The organism is Pinirhizobacter sp. (assembly GCF_035317885.1).
In the GTDB taxonomy this organism is placed as follows: domain Bacteria; phylum Pseudomonadota; class Gammaproteobacteria; order Xanthomonadales; family Rhodanobacteraceae; genus Pinirhizobacter.
Genome location: NZ_DATHFX010000363.1, coordinates 1 through 3,567 on the forward strand (window position 1 = coordinate 1; position 3,567 = coordinate 3,567).

Below are 3,567 nucleotides of genomic sequence, written 5' to 3' on the forward strand. Positions count from 1 at the left end.
AACCACCACCGTGCGATAATCACCGCCATGGATATCCTCCTCGCCAATCCCCGCGGGTTCTGCGCCGGTGTCGACCGCGCCATCGCCATTGTCGATCGTGCGCTGGAGTCCTACGGCGCACCCATCTATGTCCGGCACGAAGTGGTGCATAACCGCTACGTGGTGGAACGCCTTCGGGCAGACGGGGCCGTGTTCGTAGAGGAACTCACCGACGTCCCTGACGGCGCCACGGTGATCTTCAGCGCCCACGGCGTGCCCAAGGCCGTACGCGAGGAAGCCGATCGCCGCGGACTCACTGTGTTCGACGCCACGTGCCCGCTGGTGACCAAGGTGCACATGGAAGTCGCCCGCCTGGGACGTGCCGGCTACGACGTGGTGCTGATCGGCCACGGCGGCCACCCGGAGGTCGAGGGCACCATGGGCCAGTGGAACCGCGCCCACACCGGCACCATCCACCTGGTGGAATCGGTGGAGCAGGTGGCAGGCTTTAATCCGGCGCAACCGGAGAAGCTCGCCTTCGTCACCCAGACCACCTTGAGCGTCGATGACACCATCGCGATCATCAAGGCGCTGCGCGAGAAATTCCCGGCCATCGAAGGTCCGCGCAAGGACGACATCTGCTATGCCACGCAGAACCGCCAGGATGCGGTGCGCCGCCTGGCCGACGCAGTAGACCTGGTGCTGGTGGTGGGCTCGGTCAACAGTTCCAACTCCAACCGCCTGCGCGAGCTCGCACAGAAGCAGGGCGTGCGCGCCTACCTGATTGACGGCGCCGAGCACATTGAGCAGGCATGGCTGGAAGGTGCCAAGCGCGTGGGCGTCACCGCCGGTGCCTCGGCCCCGGAAAAACTGGTCAGGGAAGTGATCGCCCGCCTGCAGTCCTGGGGTGCGGGCACGGTGAGCGAACTGGACGGGGAAGCGGAGAACATCACTTTCGCCCTGCCGCGCGAACTGCGCATGGCCGCGGGCTGATGCTTGCTTCCTAAGGCCCGGCCCCCTAAAATTTCGCCTCTTCGCCGGAATAGCTCAGTTGGTAGAGCGGCGCATTCGTAATGCGTAGGTCGTAGGTTCGATTCCTATTTCCGGCACCATTTATGGCCCCGCGGGTGCCCAGAGGCGTCCGAGGAAGCCCAGGAAGCCCGCCGCAAGGTGGGTTTTTTGTTGGGGTCGTCCACGCGCCGCCAGCAGTGCGGCGCAGACGCTCCGACGATAAAACCAGGATATGTCACGGATGACGACACCACCCTCCCAGGTTAGACACTGGTCGACTGTCGAGTACCTCAGCCAGACGGTGACCAACCCCAACATCCACGTTCGTGGCATCCATAGTTACTACAGTCACGCCTGGGGCGGATCGTTCGAGGAAACGGTGGTCCGTTACCTTTACGGCGATGCTTTCAGCCGGTTGACGTGGCAACCGCAGTGGGCCATCGATGCGCTTTATATCGGCGATTACGTCTGCATCGGCGCCGAGGCCGTCATCCTGATGGGGGGCAACCACACGCACCGCGCAGACTGGATCAGTCTTTATCCGTTTCGCGAGAGTCTCGTCGATGCCTATCAAGGCAAGGGCCCTACCGTGATAGGCGACGGCGCGTGGATTGGCATGCGCGCCATGATCATGCCTGGTGTTTCCATCGGCGAAGGCGCCGTTGTCGCGTCCGGCGCCATCGTCACGAAGGACGTGGCTCCCTACACCGTGGTCGGGGGAAATCCAGCCGTGGCCATCCGGCAACGATTTGATCTTGCGGCCGTGGAGGTGTTGATGAACCTGGCGATCTACACCTGGCCCAGCGAGAAGATGGAACTGCTGCGGCCACTCCTGTGCTCAGGCGATGTCCAGGCACTCGAAATGGCATCCAGGCACTTCGATGCGGAACATTCGCGCCTTGGTTTTCCTTCGCGCGACGGTTAGCCTCGTGCCAGGCCATCCCGGCCAGGGGAATACCGATGAATACCACCGTGATGGACGCTCCGCCGCCGTTGCCGCTCGACGGGCGTCCTGCCTGGAAGCGCTGGCTGGTCGACTCGCCGCTGGCGCGCATCGTGATATTCGCGGCCTTGCTGGCAGCGTCGCTCACGTTGTTCAACTTCGCGCTCAAGCTGGCAGGCTTGCCCGGTGCGGGGCTGACTTCAATGACGCCGGCATCCACGTTGCGACGGCTGGTGATGATCATCCCGTTCGTGCTGTCCTACTGGATATTGGTGCGCTTCATCGAGAAGCGACGCATGGCGGAACTTGCGCCCTCGCGCGCGCCGATGGGCATCCTGGTGGGTCTGGCGGGCGGTGCGTTGCTTTTCAGCATGATCGTGAGCGTGATCGCCCTGGCCGGCGGCTACCAGATCGGCGGCTACAACAGCGACGTTGCGTGGCTTGCGCAGATCGTGATGCTGGGCATCGCCCCGGGCATTACCGAGGAGATCGTCTGTCGCGGCGTGCTGTTCCGGATCGTGGAGGAGGGCCTGGGCACGTGGGCCGCGCTGGTGATCTCGGCGTTGTTTTTCGGCGCCGCGCACCTGGGCAATCCCAATGCCACGCTGTGGAGCGCGCTGGCCATCGCCATCGAAGCAGGGCTGCTGTTCGGCATGCTGTACAACGTGACCCGGTCGCTGTGGCTTTGCATGGGTTTGCACGCGGCGTGGAACGTCATGCAAGGCTCGGTGTATGGCATTTCGGTTTCCGGCATCGCGCAGAAGGGCTGGATCGCGCCGCGCATTTCCGGGCCCGACTGGCTGACCGGTGGCAGCTTCGGCGCCGAGGCATCCGTGGTGGCGCTAGCTTGCTGCAGCGTACTCACCGTGGTGCTGGTGGTGGTGGCCGTGCGGCGCGGGACCCTGGTGGCACCCTCGTGGGTTCGTCGCCGGCGTGGTCAATCAACCGCCTGACGATGCCCTGAGGGCGGGCAGGAATGTCTGGATGAACCAGGCGAGAACGATGGGGCCGACCGCGGCGCCGATCGTCCACAGCATGCGCGATTGGAACTTGAGGAAATGTTGCTCGAGCTTCCGTTCAAGACGTGAATCCATGGCCGTGACGGCCAGGCGGACGTCACCCATTTCGTGGCGTAAACCGCCAATTTCGTGGCGCAGATCGCCAATTTCGCCGCGCAGTTCCGTGCCCAAAGCGCCAATTTCGCCACGCAGTTCCGTGCGCAACGCGCCAATTTCGCCACGCAGTTCCATGCGCAAATCGCCAATTTCGCCACGCAGTTCCATGCGAAAATCGCCAATTTCGCCACGCAGTTGCGTGAACTGGTCCTTCCGCTTCGACGACTCTGCAAAGATAGCGTCTTTCAGGGATCTGATGTCATCGCTCATCCTGCGAAAACCGACACGCAGTTCGTCGACGTCCCGTCGGATGTAGGCGATGTTTACTTCCATTCGTGCCGTGCGATCGTCCATGCCCGAATGGTTATGGGCCCTGATGGATTCGTCAACCAGCGCTGGTTGTTCCCTGTAAGAAATACTTGATTTGTTCGCGTCCATGATGGCGGCATATCGATCGCACTATTGGAGCGTCGATGTTGCCGTATGGCGCGGCCCGCGTATGTCGGACTCATGCGCGAC

The 3,567-nt window shown here is 62.9% G+C and carries 4 protein-coding genes and 1 tRNA gene; 4 read left to right on the forward strand and 1 reads right to left on the reverse strand.

The window, feature by feature from the left end; genetic code table 11:
* Window positions 1-27 precede the first annotated feature (27 nt).
* The 4 genes from ispH (at window position 28) to VK519_RS11955 (ending at window position 2,886) form a co-directional block, all read left to right on the forward strand.
* A complete protein-coding gene (gene ispH / locus VK519_RS11940; protein WP_324350048.1) occupies window positions 28-972 on the forward strand; it encodes a 4-hydroxy-3-methylbut-2-enyl diphosphate reductase in 945 nt (314 codons plus the stop codon).
* A 43-nt stretch (window positions 973-1,015) separates the two neighbouring features.
* A tRNA-Thr gene (locus tag VK519_RS11945) sits at window positions 1,016-1,091 on the forward strand.
* Window positions 1,092-1,231: 140 nt separating this feature from the next.
* Window positions 1,232-1,915 (forward strand): CatB-related O-acetyltransferase, encoded by a 684-nt coding sequence (locus VK519_RS11950; protein ID WP_324350042.1) that lies wholly within the window; start codon window positions 1,232-1,234, stop codon window positions 1,913-1,915.
* A 35-nt stretch (window positions 1,916-1,950) separates the two neighbouring features.
* Complete coding sequence (locus tag VK519_RS11955; RefSeq protein WP_324350044.1) at window positions 1,951-2,886, forward strand: CPBP family intramembrane glutamic endopeptidase; 936 nt, start codon at window positions 1,951-1,953, stop codon at window positions 2,884-2,886.
* Here the strand turns inward: VK519_RS11955 and VK519_RS11960 are convergent.
* Window positions 2,875-3,486 (reverse strand): hypothetical protein, encoded by a 612-nt coding sequence (locus tag VK519_RS11960; RefSeq protein WP_324350046.1) that lies wholly within the window; start codon window positions 3,484-3,486, stop codon window positions 2,875-2,877. The genes VK519_RS11955 and VK519_RS11960 overlap by 12 nt on opposite strands.
* Between the last annotated feature and the right edge of the window lie 81 nt (window positions 3,487-3,567).

Coding starts and splice junctions, on each gene's coding strand:
- ispH (WP_324350048.1), top strand. CDS start 28: ATGGATATCCTCCTCGCCAATCCCCGCGGGTTCTGCGCCGGTGTCGAC.
- VK519_RS11950 (WP_324350042.1), top strand. CDS start 1,232: ATGACGACACCACCCTCCCAGGTTAGACACTGGTCGACTGTCGAGTAC.
- VK519_RS11955 (WP_324350044.1), top strand. CDS start 1,951: ATGAATACCACCGTGATGGACGCTCCGCCGCCGTTGCCGCTCGACGGG.
- VK519_RS11960 (WP_324350046.1), bottom strand. CDS start 3,486: ATGGACGCGAACAAATCAAGTATTTCTTACAGGGAACAACCAGCGCTG.